18 protein-coding genes are annotated in these 15,549 nt (G+C 66.7%); 8 read left to right on the top strand and 10 right to left on the bottom strand.

The features are described from left to right. Position 1: 1 nt before the first annotated feature. Positions 2-544, bottom strand: coding sequence for a hypothetical protein (locus ACQ1RG_RS08790; RefSeq protein ID WP_259801045.1), 543 nt, complete (start codon positions 542-544; stop codon positions 2-4). Between the two features lie 71 nt (positions 545-615). On the opposite strand from ACQ1RG_RS08790, the gene ACQ1RG_RS08785 reads away from it, so the two are divergent. After that, on the top strand, positions 616-921 hold the full coding sequence (locus ACQ1RG_RS08785) for a biopolymer transporter Tol (RefSeq protein WP_259801044.1): 306 nt from the start codon (positions 616-618) through the stop codon (positions 919-921). An 8-nt stretch (positions 922-929) separates the two neighbouring features. On the opposite strand, the gene ACQ1RG_RS08780 is transcribed toward ACQ1RG_RS08785, so the two are convergent. From ACQ1RG_RS08780 to ACQ1RG_RS08770, 3 genes are all read right to left on the bottom strand, one after another. Then, the gene (locus ACQ1RG_RS08780; protein WP_167559686.1) at positions 930-1,250 is read right to left on the bottom strand and encodes a putative quinol monooxygenase; all 321 of its coding nucleotides are present in this window, start codon (positions 1,248-1,250) and stop codon (positions 930-932) included. Positions 1,251-1,463: 213 nt separating this feature from the next. After that, the gene (locus ACQ1RG_RS08775) at positions 1,464-2,066 is read right to left on the bottom strand and encodes a class I SAM-dependent methyltransferase (RefSeq protein WP_009380648.1); all 603 of its coding nucleotides are present in this window, start codon (positions 2,064-2,066) and stop codon (positions 1,464-1,466) included. Positions 2,067-2,112: 46 nt separating this feature from the next. After that, positions 2,113-2,988, bottom strand: a complete 876-nt coding sequence (locus ACQ1RG_RS08770) for a LysR family transcriptional regulator (RefSeq protein ID WP_259801042.1) — start codon at positions 2,986-2,988, stop codon at positions 2,113-2,115. Between the two features lie 133 nt (positions 2,989-3,121). On the opposite strand from ACQ1RG_RS08770, the gene ACQ1RG_RS08765 reads away from it, so the two are divergent. Together ACQ1RG_RS08765 and amaB are read left to right on the top strand one after the other, a co-directional pair. Then, on the top strand, positions 3,122-4,273 hold the full coding sequence (locus tag ACQ1RG_RS08765; RefSeq protein WP_259801041.1) for an NAD(P)/FAD-dependent oxidoreductase: 1,152 nt from the start codon (positions 3,122-3,124) through the stop codon (positions 4,271-4,273). A 118-nt stretch (positions 4,274-4,391) separates the two neighbouring features. After that, positions 4,392-5,951 (top strand): L-piperidine-6-carboxylate dehydrogenase, encoded by a 1,560-nt coding sequence (gene amaB / locus ACQ1RG_RS08760; protein ID WP_167559680.1) that lies wholly within the window; start codon positions 4,392-4,394, stop codon positions 5,949-5,951. A gap of 22 nt (positions 5,952-5,973) precedes the next feature. On the opposite strand, the gene ACQ1RG_RS08755 is transcribed toward amaB, so the two are convergent. The 4 genes from ACQ1RG_RS08755 to ACQ1RG_RS08740 all read right to left on the bottom strand — a co-directional run bounded on the left by ACQ1RG_RS08755 (position 5,974) and on the right by ACQ1RG_RS08740 (position 9,128). Continuing rightward, positions 5,974-7,266, bottom strand: coding sequence for a glutaminase (locus ACQ1RG_RS08755; RefSeq protein WP_342474440.1), 1,293 nt, complete (start codon positions 7,264-7,266; stop codon positions 5,974-5,976). Positions 7,267-7,270: 4 nt separating this feature from the next. Then, a complete protein-coding gene (locus ACQ1RG_RS08750; protein WP_167559678.1) occupies positions 7,271-7,702 on the bottom strand; it encodes a VOC family protein in 432 nt (143 codons plus the stop codon). 15 nt (positions 7,703-7,717) lie between these two features. Further along, positions 7,718-8,434 carry a DJ-1/PfpI family protein gene (locus tag ACQ1RG_RS08745; RefSeq protein ID WP_425341695.1) on the bottom strand — a complete coding sequence of 239 codons (717 nt, stop codon included), beginning with the start codon at positions 8,432-8,434 and terminating at the stop codon, positions 7,718-7,720. Between the two features lie 472 nt (positions 8,435-8,906). Beyond that, entirely contained in the window at positions 8,907-9,128 is a 222-nt protein-coding gene (locus ACQ1RG_RS08740) for a hypothetical protein (RefSeq protein ID WP_167559674.1), read from the bottom strand. Positions 9,129-9,266: 138 nt separating this feature from the next. Between ACQ1RG_RS08740 and map the strand changes: the two genes are divergently transcribed. The 3 genes from map to ACQ1RG_RS08725 all read left to right on the top strand — a co-directional run bounded on the left by map (position 9,267) and on the right by ACQ1RG_RS08725 (position 11,900). Continuing rightward, positions 9,267-10,034: a type I methionyl aminopeptidase gene (gene map / locus ACQ1RG_RS08735; protein WP_063249262.1), complete on the top strand. Its 768-nt coding sequence runs from the start codon at positions 9,267-9,269 to the stop codon at positions 10,032-10,034. Between the two features lie 35 nt (positions 10,035-10,069). Then, the gene (gene radA, locus ACQ1RG_RS08730) at positions 10,070-11,446 is read left to right on the top strand and encodes a DNA repair protein RadA (protein ID WP_063249263.1); all 1,377 of its coding nucleotides are present in this window, start codon (positions 10,070-10,072) and stop codon (positions 11,444-11,446) included. A gap of 100 nt (positions 11,447-11,546) precedes the next feature. Further along, positions 11,547-11,900, top strand: coding sequence for a VOC family protein (locus tag ACQ1RG_RS08725; RefSeq protein WP_063249264.1), 354 nt, complete (start codon positions 11,547-11,549; stop codon positions 11,898-11,900). Positions 11,901-11,956: 56 nt separating this feature from the next. On the opposite strand, the gene ACQ1RG_RS08720 is transcribed toward ACQ1RG_RS08725, so the two are convergent. Further along, the gene (locus ACQ1RG_RS08720) at positions 11,957-12,733 is read right to left on the bottom strand and encodes a hypothetical protein (RefSeq protein ID WP_223290025.1); all 777 of its coding nucleotides are present in this window, start codon (positions 12,731-12,733) and stop codon (positions 11,957-11,959) included. A gap of 36 nt (positions 12,734-12,769) precedes the next feature. Between ACQ1RG_RS08720 and ACQ1RG_RS08715 the strand changes: the two genes are divergently transcribed. Together ACQ1RG_RS08715 and ACQ1RG_RS08710 are read left to right on the top strand one after the other, a co-directional pair. Then, positions 12,770-13,816, top strand: coding sequence for an A/G-specific adenine glycosylase (locus ACQ1RG_RS08715; protein ID WP_063249266.1), 1,047 nt, complete (start codon positions 12,770-12,772; stop codon positions 13,814-13,816). A 125-nt stretch (positions 13,817-13,941) separates the two neighbouring features. Continuing rightward, a complete protein-coding gene (locus ACQ1RG_RS08710) occupies positions 13,942-14,817 on the top strand; it encodes an alpha/beta fold hydrolase (RefSeq protein ID WP_063249267.1) in 876 nt (291 codons plus the stop codon). 25 nt (positions 14,818-14,842) lie between these two features. On the opposite strand, the gene ACQ1RG_RS08705 is transcribed toward ACQ1RG_RS08710, so the two are convergent. After that, entirely contained in the window at positions 14,843-15,421 is a 579-nt protein-coding gene (locus ACQ1RG_RS08705) for an amino-acid N-acetyltransferase (protein WP_009380675.1), read from the bottom strand. Between the last annotated feature and the right edge of the window lie 128 nt (positions 15,422-15,549).

The following is a 15,549-nucleotide window of genomic DNA, read 5'->3' as shown; positions in this document are numbered from 1 at the left end:
CTCACACCTGACCGATGAGGTCCTTGAGGTGGGAGCGCCAGTCCTCGAGCGCCTCGGCGCTGGGCAGCTTCGAGGCGGTGAGGGCGAGGAGGGTGCGGTCGTCGTCCTTGGGTTCGGCGGCGGCTTCGACCTTTGTGCCGTCGACGAGGTTCGCTCGCCAGTAGGAGCGCTTGGGTGTGGTCGAGACCCGCGGATCACCGTCGAGCGCGACTCCGCCGAGTTCGCCGTCGACGAGGGCGGCGACGCGGTCGATGACGTCGCCGCGCTCGCCGGTCACCGTCCGGGAGACGGCGACGTCGAAGGTGCCGTCGGCGCGCTGGCCGGGGACGCGGCGCCCGATCTCCTGCTCATAGGCGACGACGGCCCCTTGCACCCACCATCCGTGGTTGTCGACGACGCCGTCGAACTGCGGGTAGAGAGCGTCGGCGAGTTCCTTGTGGCTCGCGTCCTTCCCGCCGGCCTTCTCGAGGCGCTGCCGGGTCGTGGACCAGGGCTCGCCGAGGGCCCGTTCGATGGACTCGATGTTCTGCGCTTTCGTCGCCATGGTCTGAGTCTATGACGCGTGCGCGGTCGCGGCATCGCTGCGGCTCTGCCTGCTCGACGTAGACTGCCGCCATGGCGGGCGAGGCTGAGTACACCGACGACGAGAAGTGGCTGGTCGTTCGCGGTCGGCGATGGCGGCGGACCGATCCCGCCCTGCCCGATCGTGTCGTCGAGGACCTCAAGAGCCACCTCGGTCGGGCGCGCAACGCGGTGAAGTCGGCGAGGAAGGCCGAGGATTCAGCGGCACTGCGGCGAGCCCGGGATCGCGTCGACCTCGCGAAGAGAGGGCTGGGCGAGCGCGGGGAGAAATGGTGGGAGCTCCCCGTCGATGAACGGCTGACCCGAGCCGAGGAGGCTCTGAGCGAGCTCAGTCGATGACGACGAGCTCAGTCGATGACGAGTTCGCCCATCTCGTCCCAGCCCTCGCCGTCGATCTTGCGGGAGATGATCTTCGGTGTCGAGGCGAGCAGCGGACGCATGGATTCGAGGCCGGCGGCGAAGTGGTCGCTGTTGACGTGCGGCTCGGCGCCCTCGTCGGTGAATGCCTCGACGAGCACGAACTCGTTGGGCTTGTCCAGGCTGCGCGACCATTCGAACCAGAGGTTGCCCGGTTCGGAGCGGGTGCCTTCGGTGAAGTCCTTGACGACGGCGGGGAAGGATTCCGCGTTCTCAGGCTTGACGTCGAATTTCGCGACGATGAAGATCATTGTGCTTCCTTGTCTCTCGGCAGCTGGTTCTCCGGTCATGTCATCAGGTACCGGTTGCGGGCAACCGGCCCTGTCACCACCCAATCATGAACCGCGCACTTTGACGAGTTCGCCGGCTCGGTTCCCTTCCCTGCGAGGAGGATCCGGTGCGATTCGCAGCCCGATTTCGGATCGGATGCTCCTCGCTGAGGCCCGCGGCCTTCCGCCTGCCGATCAGACCCGTTCGGCGATGAGGACGAGGAAGCCGCTGTCGGGCTCGAACGGGTGGATCTCCCACGTCGAGAGCTTGAGGCTGACGATCATTCCGCTCGCCTCGACATCGTCGATGAAGTCGTCGAAGTCATACCCGCGTCCGGCCCCGAAGCCGGCGACGAAGCGGCCGCCGTGCTTGAGGGTCGACCGGATGTTGGCAAGCGTCTGTCGCCGGGAGGCCGGATCGAGGAAGGCGAGCACGTTGCCGGCGCAGACGGTGACGTCGATGTCAGTGATGCCCGCCGCCGCGAAGTCGAAATCGGCGATGTCGCCGGTGTGCCATTCGCCGGAGGGGAAGTCCTCCTCGGCGACGGAGATGAGGAATTCGTCGAGGTCGACCCCGTAGACCGTGTGACCGGCACCGATGAGCAGTCCGCCGACTCGGCCGGTGCCGCAGCCGGCATCGAGGATCCGTCCCCCGCGCGGTGCCATGGCGTCGACGAATCGCGCCTCTCCCCCGATGTCGTGCCCGGCGTCGACGAGCTTGCGCCAGCGCTGGGCGTAGTTCGCGGAATGGTCGGGGTTGTTCGCGCGGATCCGGTTCCACTGGTGGTCGAAGCTCATGGCCTCAGTGTATTCCCCGGGCGCCTCCCAGCAGCGCCGGAACCGCTCATGCGAGGACCTCGGCGACCACCTCGGCGACGGAGGCGACGGGGGCGGGAGGTTCGGGCGACGTGAGGACGATGATGTTCCGTCCTCCGGCGCCGTCCACGGGATGGAGGTCGATGTCGTGCCCGACGAGGGCCATCATGATCGGCGTCGCCAGGGTGAGTCCGAGCCCGGTGCCGGCGAGGGCGAGCGCGACTGCGGTGTCGGTGACGATGTGCGTCTCCTTCGCGTTGATCCCCATCGCCGAGGTGGCCAACCGCATCGCCCGCCCGAAGAGGTCCGTGGCCGGAGGCAGGATCCAGTCGGCCTCGGCCAGGTCATCGGGTCCGGGCAGCGGCGCACCTCGCGGGGTGACGACCCCGAAGGGTTCGGTCGCCACCGTCGTCCACCTCAGTCCGCGCATCGGCGGCAGCGGCACGGCCGGGTAGTCGATGCCGATGCCGAGGTCGATCGCGCCTTCGATGACGGCCGCCGACATCGTCTCGACGTTGACCTCGCGGGCGCGGACTTCGATGTTCGGATGCCGGCGAGCGAGGATGGCGACGATCGCCGGCAGCGCGACGACCGACGTCGACCCGAAGACGCCGAGGGTGACGATCGCCTCCGAGCCGAAGTCACGGCCGAGCATCGCCGTCTCCGCCTGCTGGTGGGCGGCGAGGATGTGGCGGGCGCGCGGCAGCAGGGTGCGACCGGCCTCGGTGAGGGTGAGACCCCGACCGCGACGGAGGACGAGGTCGGCACCGACGGTGCGCCGCAGTGCGCTCATGTGCTGGGAGACCGCGCCGACACTGTAGCCGAGCTGGTCGGCGGCTCGCGTCATCGACCCGAGCTCGGCGACGGTGACGAAGGTCTGCAGCTGCCCGAGCGTCCATGCCATGGGCTCACCCTATGTGTTTTAAGGAATCGTGAAAAGCGTGTTCACGAACTCTGCCTTGTCCTTAACTGTGAGGGACAGCACAATGGTGTGCAAGCCGACGAAGGCGTCGGCCGTACACAGAGCGAGGTGGAACGTGCAGGCTGATGTTGTCGTCATCGGCGGCGGGGTGATGGGCGCCTCGATCGCTGCGAACCTGGCCGAACGCGGCGCCGGGACCATCGTCCTCGTCGAACGCGACGTCCCGGGATGCGGGTCGACGTCGAAAGCGGCAGGCGGAGTACGCTGCCAGTTCTCCGACGAGGTCAACATCGCCCTGTCCGTGCGCAGCCTCGAGATCCTCCGCACCTTCGAGGCGGACTACGGCGTCGACATCGACCTCGTGTCCAACGGCTACCTCTTCCTCCTCGACTCTCCTGAGTCGGTCGCGGCGTTCGAGGCCAACGTCGCCCTCCAGCAGCGCATGGGCCTCGACTCCCGGATGCTCACCGTCGCCGAGGTCGCCGAGCTCGCTCCCTTCGTCGACACCACGGGTCTCCTCGCTGGGGCATTCAACCGCGGCGATGGGCACTGCACGCCGGAGGCCGTCGTCGCCGGCTACATCTCGGCCGCCCGGGCGCGCGGAGTCACGGTGCGCAAGTCATGCGAGGTCACGGGTTTCGCCACGAGGGGCGCCGAAGGGAAGCGGACGATCACCGCGGTGGAGACCTCGCTGGGTCCCATCACCTGTTCGCAGGTCGTGTGCGCGGCCGGGGCATGGTCGGGCCTCATCGGGGAGATGGCCGGCGTCGACCTTCCCGTGACCCCGCTGCGCCGCGAGATCATGGTGTCCGAACCGGTCGACTTCGACACATCGACGATGCCGTTCACCATCGACTTCGCCACGAGCTACTACGTCCACCCCGAAGGTCCCGGCCTCCTCTTCGGCTGCCCCGATATCGAGGACCGGTGGGGCTTCGACGAACGCCGCGACCCCGAGTGGCTGTTCCGACTCTCCGAACTCATCGAGCAGCGGACCCCGGACCTCGCCGACGTCGAAGTCAAACGCGGGTGGGCGGGTCTCTACGAGATGACCCCCGACCACAACGCACTCATCGGCCAGGCGCCCGAGCTCGACGGATTCACCTACGCGTGCGGGTTCTCCGGACACGGGTTCCTCATGGGTCCCGCGGTCGGTGAGGTCGTCGCCGACATGATGACCGGACGCACACCGTTCGTCGACGTCTCACCCCTGAGCAAGGACCGTTTCGCCGCCACCGGCCTGCGCAAGGAGCTCAACATCGTATGACTGCTGACCATGCCCCTCCCTCCTGGTCGGCCCGCACCGACCCGATCGATGCCCGCACCCTAACCGACGCCACTGACACAACCCACCGGAGCAGATCTCCGCTGACGAAAGGACCACGATGACCACCGCACCCACGGCCACGACCGCCCTGCCCTCCGATGACACGATCACCGGTCTCCTCGATGAGGGCTTAAGGGCCTGCGGTGTCGACGCCGCGGTCCTGTCACCCGATGCCGGCGCCGGGGCGAGGCTCACGGCCCGCTCCCCCATCACCGGCCAGGTCCTCGGGACCCTCGTCGCGGACACCCCGGAGACCGCCTCGGCGAAGATCGGACAGGCTCTCACGGCCTTCGAGACTTGGCGCGACGTCCCGGCACCGGTGCGCGGTCAGCTGGTGGCCCGGTGGGGTGAGCTGCTTGCCGAGCACAAGGAGGAGCTTGCCAAGATCGTCACCGTCGAGGCCGGCAAGACCCCATCCGAGGCCGCCGGCGAAGTGCAGGAGATGATCGACATCTGCGAGTTCGCCCTCGGTCAGTCCCGCCAGCTGTGGGGCAAGACGATGCCGAGCGAGCGCCCCGGCCACAGGCTCATGGAGACGTGGCATCCTCTCGGCGTCGTCGGGGTCATCTCCGCCTTCAACTTCCCCGTCGCCGTGTATTCGTGGAACACCGCACTCGCGCTCGTGGCCGGGGATGCCGTCGTGTGGAAGCCCTCGGAGAACGCCGTCCTCGCCGCCCTCGGTGCCCAATCCCTGCTCGCCCGAGCCGCCGCCGAGGTGGGGGCACCGGAAGGGCTCGTGCCCGTGCTCATCGGGGGCCGGGACATCGGTGATGCGATGGTCCGCGACGACCGCGTCGCCCTCGTCTCGGCGACGGGGTCGGTGCGGATGGGACGCGAGGTCGGGCCCGTCGTCGCCGAGCGCTTCGGGCGGGTGCTGCTCGAACTCGGCGGCAACAATGCCGCGATCGTCGCCCCGAGCGCCGACATCGACCTCGCCCTCCGTGGTGTCGTCTTCGCCGCCGCCGGGACGGCTGGTCAGCGGTGCACGACTCTGCGAAGGCTCATCGTCCATGAATCGATCGCCGAGGCCTTCGTCGAGAAGATCGTCGCTGCCTACCGGACGTTGAGCATCGGCTCCCCCACCGAGGACGGCGTCCTCGTCGGCCCGCTCATCAACGAAGCAGCGTACGAGGCGATGCAGAAGACGCTGCGCCAGGCGGAGGACGAAGGCGGGGAGATCCTCGTCGGCGGCGGCCGGGTGCTCGCCGACGAGCGACCCGACGCCCACTACGTCGAACCCGCCGTCGTGCAGATGCCCGCACAGACCCCGGTGATGGAGTCAGAGACGTTCGCCCCGATCCTCTACGTCGTCACGTACACCGACCTCGACGAGGCGATCACGCTCCACAACGGTGTGCCGCAGGGTCTGTCCTCGGCGATCTTCACCTCAGACCTCGCCGAGGCGGAGACCTTCCTCTCCCGGTCCGACTGCGGTATCGCCAACGTCAACATCGGCACCTCGGGTGCTGAGATCGGCGGCGCCTTCGGCGGGGAGAAGGAGACCGGCGGAGGACGGGAGTCCGGGTCGGATTCGTGGAAGGCCTACATGCGCCAGGCCACGAACACGATCAACTACTCCGGTGAGCTGCCTCTGGCGCAGGGCGTCGAGTTCCTCTGAGCCAGCGTTGGCGCCCGTGGCCTCAGCCGCGGAGCGCGTCGGAGAGTTCGTCGGCGCGCTTCGGTGAGTAGCCGCCGCTGGGCTGCTCACCGCGGAGGATCTCACCGTGCCCGGCCTCCGGTTCGCCGAGGACGCGGTCGGGGTCGACGAGCCTGACGTCGAAACCGCGCTGGTCGAGCTGCCGCATTCCCTCAAGGACGATTCTGCGGGCGATGTCGTTGACCCGGTGCACACGCGTGACGTCGACGACCAGCGGCCCGCGCCCGGTGCTTTCAGCGAGGAAGGAGCGGAGCACTCGTTCGGATTCGACGAAGCGCAGATCGCCGAAGATCTCGTGGACGGGGATGTCGTCGACGATGCTGCGGCGGACGACGGAGGAGGCCACCTCGGCGACGTCCATGAGATGCAGGCCCATGTCGTGGTTGAAGCGTTCGAAGATCCGGACTCCGCGGGTGCTGTTGCCGTGCTCATCGAGCCGCGGGGAGAAGACCGCGATGCCGAGTTGACCGGGGAGGACGCCGATGAGACCGCCGGCAACGCCGCTCTTGGCAGGGATGCCGACGCCGGTGAGCCAGTCACCGGCGGAGTCGTACATTCCGCACGTCGTCATGACGCTGAGCACCTGACGGTTGACCTCGGGATCGATGACCTGTTCCCCTTCGGGGGTGCGGCCTCCTGCGCCGAGGACAGCGGCCATGCGTGCAAGGTCGCCCACCGTCACCGAGGCGGAGCACTGGCGAGTGTACCCACGCACGACCTCGGTGGGGTCGCCTTCCAGGACACCGACCGAGTTGAGCATGTAGGCGATCGCGAGGTTGCGGTCGGCATTGGCCGACTCGGACTCGAACACGTCCTCGTCGACAGTGATCTCCCGACCGGCGAGTCGCGACATGAAGTCGAGGACTCGGTCCACGCGCTCTTCGGCACTGTCTCCGGCGATGAGCGCGTGGGAGGCGATGGCTCCGGCGTTGATCATCGGGTTGCGCGGGCGGCCTGAGACAGGGTCGAGGGAGATCTCGTTGAAGGCATCGCCGGAGGGCTCGACATCGATGTGGGCGAGCACATCATCGAGGCCGTTGTCCCCAATGGCCAGGGCGTACGCGAACGGCTTCGAGATCGACTGGATCGAGAAGCGGTCCTCGTCGTCGCCCGCCGAATAGAGTTCGCCGTCGGGGGTCGCAAAAGCGATCGCGAGCCGATCAGGATCAGCGTGCTTGAGTTCGGGAATGTAATCGGCGACAGCTCCGCCGTCCTCGTGGCAGGATTCGAGCAGCAGTCCCATGTACTGCTCCATCGGGGTGGTCGTGGATCCCACTTCTCTAACCCACCGCCACGAATTCGAGCTGGACGTTGTCGGGGTCCCTGAAGACGACAGTCGAATAGGAGAACGGTTCGGTGAGGTCGCGGATACCGGTGTGCGCAATTCCCAGCTCATCGAGCCACTCGACCCAGTTCTCCAGGGTCGCACGGTCCTCGACCTGCAGCGAAACATGATCGAGACCGGTGCGCGACTCTTCGAAAGTCTCACCCTCATTCGCAGTGTTGGTGTGGAGTCCGATGATCATGCCCGATGCGGGGTCGGCGAGGAGGACGCCGTAGCCGGTCGATTCGCGGTCGTAATGGGGAAACGTTCCCGGCTGGCGCTCCCAACCGAGTACGCGCTGATACCATTCAAGACTTCTGTCGAGGTCAGTGACAGTCAACGAGAGGTGATGGAGGCCGGTGACGGGTGGGGTGCTCTGATCGTCCATAGCGGGTGCCTTCTTTCAGGATTCGTGGGGGTCTGCAGCGGACCGGCGTTCGGAGAGGTATTCGACTGCGAGCCGACCAAGGGCATTTGCCGCCTGAGGGCTGTCTCCGGAGACGAAGTTGCGATCGCGGTGTACGAGACCGGAGACGTCATGGTTGATCACCGTAATGCCCTGTGCTTGCAGTGCTTCGCCGACGTACCAGGTCATCTCTCCCGGCAGATAGCCACTGGTGATGCTCGGTTCGGAATCGACTTCGTCGGGATAGGCTGCGGTCTCAAACCCCGCGAAGGGATTCTCCTGTCCGCCGAGACCCCCTGCCGCCAGAGCCGCGGGTCCATGACAGATAGCAATAAGGGTGCGGTCGCGATCCTGGATCCAGCGCAGTACGCGAGCGACTTCCGGGCTCTGCGGCAGACCGATCATCGCACCGTGTCCACCGGGGAAGTAGATCGCTGTGTACTCGTCGAGGTCACGATCGCTGATCTCGGAGAGCGTCAGCGGGTTCGCGAACTTGGACTCGAAGCGTTCGTAGATGCCCTCGACTGCTTCATCCTCGGACGGAAAGGCCCAGTGCTCGAATTTGACCATGCGGCCGGAGAGCGTAGCGACGTCGATGTCGTATCCCGCTGCCTCGAGATGGAGGAGCGGCACGAGTGTCTCGATCGGATGGTTGCCGGTCGAGAACCACATGTCTCCCTTGATCGGCAGGTACCGCTCGTCAGTGCCCACCATGAGGATCCGTCCGACCGATGGATTGTCCGGAGGTGAACTCGGACCATCGTAGTCAGTGACTTGCGGAGCATGGGCCAAGGATGTCGTCGAAGGAAAGTACGCTCGGCGTTCGGCGGGGTCCGGATTGTCTAGTGACGCCATCTCAAAGCTCCAATGCGTAAGGTCCGTTGCCCATCCACCTTAGGCACACCCGCATCCGGATGAAAAGGGCTCTTGCCGAATATCTGCACCGCTTCAAGGTGCGAACCGAATGGACGATGACAGGGGATCCTCGCGCAAATGTCTGGGCCCACCGGAGACCATGCCGATGGTTTCCGAGAATCCTTTCATCACCGGAACCCGACGCCAGGACGTCGCATGATCTGCGGTTGTCGTCTGGCTGGTCCTGACAGGCTGCACCGCGATCAGCATCCTCAGCTTGCGAACCGCTCTTCGCCCCCGGCGGGTTCGGACACGTGGTCGCTGACTTGCCTCAGCTGCTCATCGAGGCTGAGTCCTCGCCACGTCTCCGGCGGGAGTGGAAGCGCTTCCAATGGTCATAGAGAGTTGCGGCCAGGCCGCCCAGGGAAACGAGCGGGAAGACGATGAGCCACAGCGGCCACCACTGCTCTCCGTTGCGCAGCGCTTCCTCTCCGTTGAGCAGCGAGAGCGCCAACGACGTTCCGAGGGAGAAGGCGACGATGAGATTCCTCATGGTCGCGAACTTATCGGTGTCCACGTCTCGACTCAACCACCTTCGTTGACGCGATGATGCCACCGGCAACCCGCCGCGCCCGCATCTGCCCCGGAGAACTAGAATTGCCGGTGAGCACAGACGACAAGGAGCACACCCGTGATTGAGCTGAAGACACCCGCCGAGATCGACAAGATGGCGGTGACCGGTCGCTTCGTGGCGAAGACGCTGACCGAACTGTCTGAGACAGCCGAACCGGGCATGAATCTCATGCACCTGGAGAAGCGGGCGCGCAGACTCATCGAGGAGGCCGGCGCGAAGTCCTGCTATTGGGACTATGCCCCCTCGTTCGGCTCAGGCCCGTTCCGCAACGTCATCTGCCTCTCCGTCAACGACGGCGTCCTCCACGGCAAGCCGCACGACTACGTCATGCAGAACGGTGACCTCCTCACCCTCGACTTCGCCGTCTCCATCGACGGCTGGGTCGCCGACGCGGCCCGCTCGGTCGTCGTCGGCGAGGGCAGCGACGAGGACCAGCGCCTCATCGACTCGACCTGGGCCGGGCTGGAAGCCGGCATCGGCGCCGCCCAGCCGGGGGGCCGCCTCGGCGACATCTCGCAGGCGATCGGGGACGTCGCCGACGAACAGCGGATCCCGGTCAACCTCGACTTCGGCGGGCACGGGCTCGGGCACACAATGCACGAGGACCCCCACGTCGCCAACCGCGGCAAGGGCGGCCGGGGCATGGTGCTCAAGCCGGGCCTGACGCTGGCGATCGAACCGTGGTGGTCGTTCACCTCGAAGAAGCTCAAGGTCGACGAGGACGGCTGGACGCTGCGACTGGCCGACGGCTCGAACGGCGCGCATTCGGAGAACACCATCGCCATCACCGAGGACGGCCCGAGAGTGCTCACGACGCTCGACTGAGCGTCCGTGTCTGTGCCGCATGCCAGACTGATCCCATGTCCTACACCTGCACCGAATGCGGCTACTCGACCGTCAAATGGCTCGGCCGCTGCCCCGAATGCCAAGCCTGGGGAACGCTCGAGGAGAAGGGCCAGACCGCCTCGACGGTGAAGACGAAGGTGAAGAAGTCGAGCGGCGCGAAGTCGATCACGAAGGTCGACTCGACGCTCGCGGTGGCACGCAGGACCTACGTCGATGAGTTCGACCGCGTGCTCGGCGGCGGGATCGTCCCCGGCGGGGTCATCCTGCTCTCCGGTGAGCCGGGGGTCGGCAAGTCGACGCTGCTGCTCGACGTCGCAGCCCGGGCCGCGAAGTTCGAATCGACCGTCCTCTACGTCACCGGCGAGGAGTCGGCCGGACAGGTGCGCCTGCGGGCGAACCGGATCAACGCCCTCGAGGAGAACCTCCTGCTCGCCGCGGAGACGGACCTGGGAACCGTGCTCGGCATGATCGAAGCCGAAGACCCCGACCTGCTCATCGTCGACTCGATCCAGACCCTGGCCTCCTCCGAGGTCGACGGCGTTCCCGGCGGTGTCACGCAGGTGCGCGAAGTCGCCGCCGCCCTCATCCGCGAAGCCAAGGCCAGGTCGCTCTCCACGGTGCTCGTCGGACACATCACGAAGGACGGCACGATCGCCGGACCCCGTCTGCTCGAGCACTTGGTCGATGTCGTCTGCACGTTCGAAGGCGAGAAGCACTCCCGACTGCGCATGCTACGGGCGGTGAAGAACCGCTTCGGGCCCACCGACGAAGTCGGGTGCTTCGACATGGAGGAGAACGGGATCAGGAGCCTCGAGGACCCCTCCGGCCTCTTCCTCTCCCGCAGCACCGGCTCGAATCCCGCCGGAACGTGCCTGACCGTCACCCAGGAGGGCAAGCGTCCACTCCTCGTCGAGGTCCAATCCCTCGTCACCGAATCAGCCGCCGGGCAGGCGCGTCGATCCGTCTCCGGTGTCGACTCCTCCCGGGTGGCGATGATGCTCGCCGTGCTCAGCCAGAACATCTCGACGACGAGCTTCGCGAAGTCCGACGTCTTCACCGCCACGGTCGGCGGCGCCAGACTCACCGAACCCGCCAGTGACCTGGCGATCTGCCTGTCCCTGGCATCGGCGGCGAAGGACAGCGCCCTGTATGCGAAGTTCGTCGCGATCGGCGAGATCAGCCTCTCCGGTGAGATCCGCAACGTGCCCAACATCGGCCAGCGGCTCAGCGAGGCGGCGAGACTGGGCATGAACCGCGCAATCGTCGCCCGCGGCGCCCTGCGCGGGGTCACCGTCCCCGACGGCATGGTCGTCAAGGAGTGCGAGCATATCGCCGAGGCGGTCGCTACCGTCGTCAAGAACAAATCCGAGGACCCCGCAGACAGCAAGTGAGCTTGCCGTCGGCCCGGAGAAAGTCCGGGACAACGGAGTGAAAACAGGGCATGCTTGGAAGATGACGACCACAGTGTTTCCCACGCTGAGGACCACCGACATGGAGGCCACGACCACCCTGCTCGTCACCCTCGGCTTCACCGAGCGACTCACGGTTCGCGACGACGAGGACCCGAGTCTCATCCTCCACGCCGAATACGCACTCGGCGACACCGGAGGCATCATGGTCGGTTCGGTGCGCCACGACGGTTCGGCCCTCGACAGCGTCGGCGGAGCCTCCATCTACGTCGTGGTCGCGACCGAGAGGGAGGTCGACAGGCTCTACCGGGAGATCATGGAACTCGGCCATGCGATCGTCAGACCGGTGGCCACACAACCGCACGGCGGCAGGGAGTTCGACTTCCGTGACCACGACGGCAATTCGTGGGGCGTGGGGTCCTACCGCGGGGCTTGAGGCCCGTCCTGGACTAGAATCCTCAGACCCGTCCGGAAGCAGAACCCTCAGGCCCGTCAGGGCGAAGAATCCTCCGAGCCCGCAGTCTCCTTCGGAGAGGCGTCCTCGGACTTCTTCTTCTCCTCGTCCTTCGCCTTCTTCTCCTCGGCTTCCTTCTTCTCCTTGGCCTTGGTCGCCTCATCCTTCTCGAGCTCGAACTGCGCAGGAGCGCTCTCCTTGTCGCCGAGCTTGACGACGAGGGCGTACTTCCCCGGGGCGAAGCCCTTGTCCGTCTTGTTGCAGTTCTTGTCGACGCGGACCCGATTCCATTCGAACTGCGCAGTCTTCTGCGACTGCGGCGCGAACTCCGTCGGCGCCTCGGCGTTCTCGTCATCGTCGGCGGCGCAGTACTTCGACGACCAGACGACGTCGGAATCCTGCATGACGACGAATTCCTGCTGCTTCGTCCCCACCTCGATGAGGCAGGTGGCCGTGTGGTTGTTCGCCACCGTCATCTCGAACTTCGGCTTCGCGTTCTCGTCGTAGCTCTTCTTGTCGACCTTCGCGCTCACAGCGACGGCCTTCTCCGGGCACGCACCGCTGGCCGCCTTCTCGTCCGGCACGGGAGCCTGTGGGGTGGGTGAAACGGTGGTCGGGGCCGGCTCGGCCGTCTGCTCTCCCCCGCCGCCGGTCAGAACCTTCGTGATCCCGACGATGCCCAGGACGAGGAGACCGATGACGACGAGGCTGAGCACACCGAGCGTGATCCGACGTCGACGGTAGACGTGCGCAGGCAGCTTCCCGCTAGACTGGCGGGGCTGCTGCGGCTGCGAACCACGATCGGAAGGAGTCATCGCAATGAGCCTAGGCAATTGCGAATGAGCATCCAAATGACACACCGCACCACGTCCCAAACTGGGATCACCCCCACAGATGCGGCCTTCCCGGACGTTCCCGAGGCCGATATCGCCGAGGTTCAGGCGACGATCATCGACTGGTTCGCCACCGCCGAAAGACCCCTTCCCTGGCGGGATCCTGAGACTACCGCCTGGGCGGTCCTCGTCAGCGAGATCATGTCCCAGCAGACTCCTGTCGCCCGCGTCGAACCCCGGTGGCGGGCGTGGATGGCGAAGTGGCCGACCCCGGCTGATCTCGCTGCCGCCCCCACCGCCGAGGTGCTCCACAGTTGGGATCGTCTCGGCTACCCTCGCAGGGCGCTGAGGCTGCAGGAGGCCGCCCGAGTCATCGCCGAGGAGCGGGACAACCGAGTCCCTGAGACCGCCGCCGAGCTCGAGGCCCTGCCCGGCATCGGGTCCTACACCGCGGCCGCGGTCGCCTCCTTCGCCCACGGCCAGCGCACGACCGTCCTTGATACCAATGTGCGCAGGGTCCTCATCCGGGTCTTCGCCGGCCGGGACCGGCCCAGCACCTCACCGAGCAGGCGGGAGACTCAATGGGCCGAACAGTTCGTGCCTGCCGTCGATCATGTGCGGTGGAACGCCGGGGTGATGGAGTTCGGGGCCCTCGTGTGCACCGCCCGCAGTCCGAAGTGCGATGACTGCCCCCTCGCCGAGGTGTGCGCCTGGAATCGCTCGGGACGTCCCACCTCGGCGACGAAGCCGAAGACCCAAAAGTGGGCCGGGACGGACCGACAGCTGCGCGGGGCGATCATGGACGTCCTCAAGGCCCGGCACGAAGACACCCTCGACGAGGCGGCGGACGATCGACACGACGGCGTTCCCTTCGACCTCCTCACCGCCCCCACGGCGGCCCTCGATGAGGACATGGTCGAATCCCTCGGAACGGCCACCTCGGCGAAGCTGAGGAGGATGCGCGACCTCAGCGCCGACGCAGAGCGGATCGCGCGGCTGGCAGCCGATCTCGTCTCGGACGGTCTGGCCACACGACACGGGGATCGTCTCAGCCTGCCGCGGTGACGGATCGGCCGCCGGCCACGGTGCGGACACGGGACACGGACATCGGAGTCCTCGACTCCTTCGGACCCTCACAATTCCCTCAACGCACCTTGCCTCGTGCGCGGATCCTGTTGTTAGATGAGACCATGGACGCGCGCTTCATCACCGTCGACGACATTTCGTTCCACTGCCTGGTCAGCGAGCCTGCTGACGACAGCGCTGAAGCAGTGATTCTGCTCCACGGCTGGCCGCAGACGGCAGGCTGCTGGCGCGATGTCGTTTCCAGACTGCACGGACCGGACGCGGATGCCCGGTACCGTGTCGTCGCACCCGACCTGCGCGGCTATGGGCTCAGCGACAAACCGGCGGACGGTTACGACAAGCGGAGCATGGCCTGGGACATCCTCGGCATCATGGACTCCCTCGGCATCGACCGCGCCCATTTCGTCGGCCATGACCGCGGCGGTCGAGTCGCCCATCGACTCGCCCTCGACTCGCCCGAGCGGGTCGCCACGCTCACCGTCCTCGACATCGCCCCCACCCATGCGATGTTCACCAACGGGCGGATGCGGACGGCCGAAGGCTACTTCCACTGGCTCCTCCACATGCAGAAGGACCTGCCGGAAGCGCTCACCGCAGGCAGGACCGCTGAGTACCTGCGCTACTTCTTCGAACGCTGGACGGTCCGCCGAGACCGGCTCGATCCGCACATCGACGACTACGTCCGCGCCTTCGAGCAGCCCGGGGCCATGCGGGCGGCCTTCGATGACTACCGCGCCACCCACGAGGATGTCGCCGTCGACGAAGAGGACTTCCGCGCGCAGCGGAAGCTGACGATGCCGGTGCTCGCGCTGTGGGGTGCCGGCGGTCTGGCCGCGAACACGGACATCGCCACCGTGTGGGAGTCCTACACGGAGAACGTCGACGGACGCGCCATCCCCGACTGCGGCCACTTCATCCCCGAGGAGGCGCCGGAGACCCTGGTCTCCGAACTCCGGGAGTTCTGGTCGCAGTCCCGCTGAGCCGCGACCCGGGATCGGCAGCTGCCTAGAGGTACTTGATCATCCGGGTGTTGCCCAGTGTGTTCGGCTTGACCCTGGCGAGGTCGAGGAACTCGGCGACGCCCTCGTCGGCGGAATGGAGGAGTTCGACGTAGACCTCGGGCGAGACGGGGATGCCCTTGATCGGCTCGAACCCGAGGGACCCGAAGAACCCGGTCTCGAAGGTGAGACAGAAGACTCGGTTGACGCCGATCTCGACGGCGTCGGCGAGCAGCTGGCGGATGAGCGCCTTGCCGACTCCCCTCCCCCGGTAGTCCGGGGAGGTCGCTACGGTGCGCGCCTCGGCGAGGTCGGCCCAGATGATGTGCAGTGCCGCGCAGCCGGCGAGGATCTCCGAACCGTCAGGCTGCTCGTCGACGACGAGCCAGAACTCCTGGAGGGACTCGAAGTAGGTCACGGTGTCCTTCGCCAGCAGAATCCGCTGTTCGGCCAGAGGCTCGACGAGCGCTTCGATGCCCTTGACGTCTGATGTCCTCGCCCGGCGCAGGCGCAGCCCGCTCGGCAGCCCATGCGGCTGGTGGTGGTCTGCGGCGACGAGTCCGTGGTCGAAGGCGGCTGAGCTCATGCCCTCATTCAACACCATCGTCGGCGCAGGACTCATCGTTGTCCGCACCCGAGGCGGGGGCGGGCTGAGCTCCTCCGCAGACAGCGAAGCGGCCTCGGGGCGAAGAACCGTGGTTCTTCGCCCCGAGG

It is taken from the genome of Brevibacterium sp. K72 (genome assembly GCF_050562175.1).
In the GTDB taxonomy this organism is placed as follows: domain Bacteria; phylum Actinomycetota; class Actinomycetes; order Actinomycetales; family Brevibacteriaceae; genus Brevibacterium; species Brevibacterium casei.
Note: the sequence above shows the minus strand (reverse complement) of the source record. Positions and strands in the feature narration are given on the sequence as shown.